We start from the raw sequence: 6,108 nt of genomic DNA, 5'->3' as shown, positions 1-6,108 counted from the left end.
GGGCGGCTCCGGTGATGTTGCCTTTCTTCTCGTAGCAGGAGATGGCTGCATCGATCTTCGGTCCGGCCGCGTCGACCTGGCCGGTTCGGTGGAGCACCTCGGCGTAGGCCAGCCACGCCTGCGCCTGTCCGTCCCAGTCGTCGGTTCGCCCGGCCAGGTCGCAGGCGGCCTCGGCGAACCGGACGGCCTCGACCTCGCGTTCACGGCCACGCATCGCCAGTACCTTCGCGTGTACCCCGCACCAGCCGGCCTGGGCGGGGACCTGGTCACCGGCAGCGGCGTCGCGGGAGCGGGACACGTAGGTGGCCGCCTCGTCGAGGCGGCCGAGTTTGACCAGGACGTCGGCGAGGGCCGCGGCACGCGTGGCCAGGTGCGCACGCTCGCCCATCCGGGCCAGCCGACGGCAGCTGCGCCGCAACTCGTGCTCGGCCGTGTCGAGGTCATCGGTGAGCAGGGCGACGCGGGCAACGACGAAGCCCCCGTAGAGCGGGTCTCCGCGGGGGCTCCGGACGTCCCAGACGATCTCTTCAGCCCGGCTCAGGTGGTCCCTGGCGGCGTCGAGGTCCCCCGCCATGGTGAACAGCAGGGCCAGCTGGGCGAGCAGGGAACGGCGCAGGCCGCGGTCGTCCCCGACGCCGGCCAGCGCCCGGGTGGCCCGCTCGACCGATTCGCCGATCGGGCGCGGGGCGAAACTCAGCAGGTGGACGAGGTCACGGCGCATGGTCTGGGCGTCACGCAGCACGCCGGACTCCTCGGCATGGCGGACGGCGGCCTGCATGGCCCGCTCCGCCTGGGCGTAGCGGCCGGCCGCCATGTGGGCGGCGGCCTGACCACGGCAGGCGAGCGCGGCACCGACCTCGTCCCCGTCCCGGATGAAGATCGGTAGTGCCCGGGTGGCCTCGCCGAGGGTCTCGGCGACCAGCCCCTCCGGGCTTGTCGTGAACATGAGCCGCAGGTGGGCGAGGCGCGCGTGCGCCCGCAGACCGGCGTCACCGATCCGGGCGGCCCGGTCGGTGGCTTGGCGCAGCATGCGTTCGGCGTCGCTGAACCGGCCGAACGAGTGCAGCGCCCAGCCCAGGTCGATCTCGGCGCGGATGCGTAGTGGATCGGTGACAGGCAGAAGTTTGATCGCTCGTTTGAGTAGGCCGGCCGCGCCTGTCTCGTCGCCCTGACGAACCCGGTCGGCGGCTTCGATCAGACAGGTCGCGGCGTGGCGTCCGAGCTGCGCGGTCTCGGCGTCGCGCAGCCCGAGCTCGACCCGGTACCGGTAGGCCTGTTCCAGGTGATAACCGACCAGCTCGTCGTGCTCGCCGGGACGCCCGATCATCCGGGCCTGCAGCCAGGCGGCGAACCCCTGGTGCAGCTGCGCACGCTGGCGTTTGGACGTGGCCTGGTAGGCGCAGTCGCGCAGCAGGACGTGCAGGAACCGGAAGGCGTCCACGCCGGGCAGGTCTGAGCGGTCGGCATGGACCAGTTCCTTGCGTACCAGCGACTGGCAGTGCGCGGCCACGCCGGCCCGGTCGGCCGGGGCGGACAGCTCGACCACGGCGTCGAGGTAGAACCGTTGACCGACCACGGCAGCGCGTTCCAGCACCCGCCGTTCGTGCATGTTGAGCCGGTCGAGACGGGCGGCGAGCAGCGCGGAGATCGTGGGTGGAACCTGGACCGAGCCGAGGTTGCCGGTCGCGATCCACCGGTCGCCCTCCCGGCGCAGCAGCCCGTCGTCGACCAGGGCCGCGAGCGTCTGCTCGACGAACAGCGGGTTTCCCGCGGCCGAGTCGGTGATTCTCGACACCAGCGCCGGGTCGAGGTCGTTGGAGCCCATCAACGTGCGGATCAGTCGCTGGCAACGTTCCTCGCTCAGCGGCTGCAACAACATCGACGTGGCGTTGAGCTTGCCTCCGCCCCAGGTCCGGCGCTCCTCCAGCAGCTCGGGCCTGGCCAGGCACAACAGCAGGATCGGCGCCTCCCGGGACCAGTCGGCGACATGCTCGATCAGGTCCAGCAGGGTCGGCTCGGCCCAGTGCACGTCATCGAACCAGATGATCAGCGGACGCTTCTCGGCGAGCGCGGCCAGAAACGTGCGGACCGCCCAGAAGCTCTCCTGCGCACCGACCTCGGCTCCGCCCAGGCCGATCAGCGGCGCCAGCCCGTCCACCACGGCGGCGGCGTCGCCGATGACGTTGTCGACCCCGTCCAGCAGCTCGCGCAGGCGGCGCCGGCCCTCGGGCGCGCTCTCGTCCGCGGACATGCCGGTCGCCTGGCGGACCATCTCCATCAGCGGCCAGTAGGTGATGCCCTCGCCGTAGGACAGGCAGCGTCCGGTGAGCACCGTCGCCCGCGGCGCCATCGCCTCACAGAACTCCCCGACCATCCGGGATTTTCCGATGCCGGCGGGACCGAGCAGGGTGAACAGGTGGCAGGTGCGTTCCTCGATCACCTGTTCGAGGACGTCGCCCAGGCGACGGCGTTCCCGGTCCCGGCCGATCACCGGTGCGGCGAAGCCGTCCGGGGCGAACCGCGCGCCGGGGCCGATGCCGGGGTGCGCCAGGCCGATCAGGCGGTGGGCCCGCAGCGGGGCCTTCTTGCCCTGGACGACCAGGGGTCCGACCGGTTCGCTCCGCACATCCGAACGGATCATCCGCAGGGTCGTGTCGGCGATGAGGATCTCGTCGGGGTCGGCGGCCTCCTCCAGCCGGGACGCGATGTTGACCGCGTCCCCGGTCACGCCGCCGCCGGTGCCCGGCCCGCCGACGGTGACCTCGCCGGTGTTGATCCCGATGCGGATCCGGAACCGGAATCCCCAGTCCCGTTGCAGATCGGCGTTGAGCGCGGCCATGCTGGCGCGGATCTCGAAGGCCGCGCGGGCGGCGCGCAACGCGTCGTCCTCGTGCAGCACGGGGATGCCGAAGACGGCGAACACCGCGTCCCCGATGAACTTCTCGACGGTGCCCCCGTGGGCCGAGATCACTTCGCGGGCGGCGCTGAAGAACCGCCACATGACCTGCTGCAACGGTTCGGAGTCGAGCTGTTCGCCGATGGCGGTGTAGCCGGTGACGTCGCAGAACATGATCGTGACAGTCTTACGGGCGCCGATCCCGAACGTGGGCAGCGGCGTACCGCAGGAGAAGCAGAAGCGCGCTTCTTCCGGGTTGGCCTTTCCGCATGTCGGGCAGGCGACCATGTGCCGGATCGTAGGCCGCGGGGATGCCAGACGGGACGCTGATACACGTGTCAGTCGTTTCGGATGATCGTGATCTGTCCCACAGCCCTGGGCGGGGGATCAGCTACAACCGTTTCCGGCGACGGTTTCCGGCGGCCCGTCCGGCCCGTCCGGCCCGTCCGGCCCGATGTCGGCGGCGGTGCCCTCGATGGCGTCGAGCACCGATCGCAGTAGCTGGAGGAACTCCTCGCGCTGAGCCGTGGACAGATGTCTGGTCATGGCACCGACCTCCGCGGTCCGGTGTCGGTCCGCGGCGGTCAGCCGGGCGCGACCGGCGTCGGTGAGGGCCACGAGCAGGGCGCGCCGGTCGGTCGGATGCGCGGTGCGGATGACCAGCCCCTCGCCTTCGAGCCAGTCCACCGTCTCGGTCATGGTCCGGGCGGTGACGTCGGTGGCGTCGGCGATGTCGCGCAAGCGGGAAGGTCCGCGCCGCTCGACGAGTTGCAGGACCTTGAAGCGGGAGAGCGTGAGCCCGGCCGTGACCTGAAGGGTGTCGTTCACGCGATGACGCAGTCGGTGACTGACTGCCAACAGCGTATCGATGATCTCATCGCCGGTTTGCGGCTTCATTGTTCAGCCATCTTTATTTTGAGGGACATGGATAGTGAGGTAGCCTCATAAAGTACCACCCAGCCGACCGAGGTTGCGATCCGTTGCGGTTGGTCACCCATGGTTAGGGAGAGGCCTATGAGTCCCGTCCGGAGCCCTGCTCGGATCCGGCGTGCGGCGCCCGCGCTCGACCAGCGCGTCGCGGCCGCGGTCGTCTTCGCCGCGACGATGTTCATCAGCATCATGGACGTCACGATCGTCAATGTGGCCCTGCCCTCGATCGCCCGTGACTTCGGCGCCTCGACCGGTTCGATCGAGCTGGTGGTGATCGGCTACCTGGTCAGTCTCGCCGTCTTCATCCCCGCGTCCGGATGGTTGGGTGACCGGTTCGGGACCAAACGGGTCTTCCTGGTGGCGCTGGCGGCGTTCACGGCCGCGTCCGCGCTGTGTGGTGCTGCCACCAGCCTTGATGCCCTGGTGGGGTTCCGGATGCTACAGGGAGTCGGCGGCGGCATCCTGATGCCGGTCGGGACGGCCATGCTGTTCCGGGTTTTCCCGCCCGAGCAGCGGGTGCGGGCCGCACGTGTGGTCATCGTTCCCACTGTGATCGCGCCGGCGGCCGGTCCGGTGCTCGGTGGCATCCTCACCGACCACCTGTCGTGGCACTGGGTGTTTCTGGTGAACCTACCGGTCGGGTTGGCCGTGTTCGTGTTCGGCCTGGTTTTTCTGGCCGAACACCGCGAGCCTGCCGCTGCCGGCCGCTTCGACCTGGTCGGGTTCGTGCTCGCGGCGGCGGGATTCGCCCTGATCCTCTATGCGCTCAGTAGCGGGCCGGGCAGCGGCTGGGCATCGGCCAAGGTCGGTGTCGCCGGGTCCGTCGGCCTTGCCGCGACTGTCCTGATGGTCATCTGGGAGCGTCGTCGCGACCGTCCGCTGCTCGCGCTGAGACTGCTCGGCGAGCGGCTGTTCCGGGCGACCAACCTCACGATGCTGTTCGCGACGATGGCCTTCCTCGGCACGCTCTACCTGATCCCGCTGTTCCTGCAGGACGCCCGTGGCGTGAACGCGACCACGGCCGGCCTGGCGCTGTTCCCTGAAGCGCTGGGGGTGCTGGCCGGGTCCCAGCTAGCCGGGCGCGGCTACTCGCGGATAGGGCCGCGGCGACTGATGGTGTTCGGACTGCTCCTGGTGGCAGCCATGCTGGCGTCGATCTCGCGGATGGACCTGGCCACGTCGATATGGCTGATCCGGGCCATGATGTTCCTCGTCGGCACCGGGATGGGATTTGTCTTTCTTTCCGCCCAGACGGCCGCGTTCGCACGTATTTCGCCGGTGGACACCGGTCAGGCGTCCACCTTGTTCAACATGCAGCGACAGCTCGCGTCGGCGCTCGGTGTCGGGTTGGTGACAACGGCGTTGACCCTGTTCGCGCCGGCCGGCGCAAAAACCACGGCCGCGGCTGCGGGAAATGCCGCGGCGTACCACGGCGCGTTCCTGGTGGCGGCTGCGCTCGCCGTCGTCGCCGCGGGGTTCGCGTTGACGGTGCGTGACTCGGATGCGGCCAACACCATGCGTCCACACACGCCTGACGGGCTTACCGCGCCACGGGACGACGACCTGGTCGACGGCGGGATCCCGGTGGCCGCCTGAGGCGGTGACCAATATCCACCGGGCGCTCTAAACCGGGTGTTCACGGACTATGTTGCTCCGCGTATCGGCAGTCCTACCTAAGCTGGTTGGTGTGGCGGCTGGACATCGAGGAGGCGACACCGCGGGTAGCGCGGCTCGCGCGGGCACCGGGGCGGTCAGCGGCGTGGGGCTTGCGGCTGCCGTCATCGCGGCGCTCGGCCTGTTGGCCGTGCTGCTGGTCGGGTGTGGCTCGACCGACGCCGGCACGCAGGCACGGGCACCGTCCCGGCCCTTGGCACCGTCACCGCTAGCCGCAGCCCCGCCCGTGACCACCCCGCCCGTGCTCACCCCGCCCGAGACAGGCCGGGACGATCCGTCGCAGCCCGGCGGTGGTCCGACGGAACGGATGCGTGCTGTGTTCGTTGGGGAACCGTGTGTTCCAGCCGTTGATTCTGCCCCGCGGCAGGCCGTCAACGGGCTGTTCCTTTATTGCGGGCCGAGCGCTGCGGGCCAGCCGCGGTGGGGCGTGACGAGTCCGCAGCCGAGGCAGCTGGTCGTCCCGGCGCCGGGTGCCGAGTGCAACGCTGCGACGGACGGTGACGAGCTCCTCCAGGACGCGAATGGGCGCCCCATCGCCTGCCTGCGTGATCATGATGGCAGCTTCCGTTGGAGCGATGTCTCGTAACTCCTGCACTCCTGCACTCCTG

Annotated in this window: 4 protein-coding genes; 1 reads left to right on the top strand and 3 read right to left on the bottom strand. The window is 70.0% G+C overall.

The window, feature by feature from the left end; all coding sequences use genetic code 11:
• Together U9980_RS03080 and U9980_RS03075 are read right to left on the bottom strand one after the other, a co-directional pair.
• Nucleotides 1-3,184: AAA family ATPase (locus tag U9980_RS03080; RefSeq protein ID WP_322766590.1), on the bottom strand; the 3,184-nt coding region annotated here is incomplete at its 3' end.
• Nucleotides 3,185-3,283: 99 nt separating this feature from the next.
• Nucleotides 3,284-3,793, bottom strand: coding sequence for a MarR family winged helix-turn-helix transcriptional regulator (locus U9980_RS03075; RefSeq protein ID WP_322766589.1), 510 nt, complete (start codon nucleotides 3,791-3,793; stop codon nucleotides 3,284-3,286).
• Between the two features lie 117 nt (nucleotides 3,794-3,910).
• On the opposite strand from U9980_RS03075, the gene U9980_RS03070 reads away from it, so the two are divergent.
• Nucleotides 3,911-5,422, top strand: coding sequence for a DHA2 family efflux MFS transporter permease subunit (locus U9980_RS03070; RefSeq protein ID WP_322766588.1), 1,512 nt, complete (start codon nucleotides 3,911-3,913; stop codon nucleotides 5,420-5,422).
• 286 nt (nucleotides 5,423-5,708) lie between these two features.
• On the opposite strand, the gene U9980_RS03065 is transcribed toward U9980_RS03070, so the two are convergent.
• On the bottom strand, nucleotides 5,709-6,108 hold a 400-nt coding region (locus U9980_RS03065), incomplete at its 5' end, for a hypothetical protein (RefSeq protein WP_322766587.1).

The sequence above is a fragment of the Protofrankia sp. Cr1 genome, from assembly GCF_963555865.1.
Lineage (GTDB): Bacteria > Actinomycetota > Actinomycetes > Frankiales > Frankiaceae > Protofrankia.
Note: the sequence above shows the minus strand (reverse complement) of the source record. Positions and strands in the feature narration are given on the sequence as shown.

What these genes read in the sequence shown, in the direction of transcription:
- U9980_RS03075 (WP_322766589.1), bottom strand. Translation starts at nt 3,793, where the DNA reads ATGAAGCCGCAAACCGGCGATGAGATCATCGATACGCTGTTGGCAGTC.
- U9980_RS03070 (WP_322766588.1), top strand. Translation starts at nt 3,911, where the DNA reads ATGAGTCCCGTCCGGAGCCCTGCTCGGATCCGGCGTGCGGCGCCCGCG.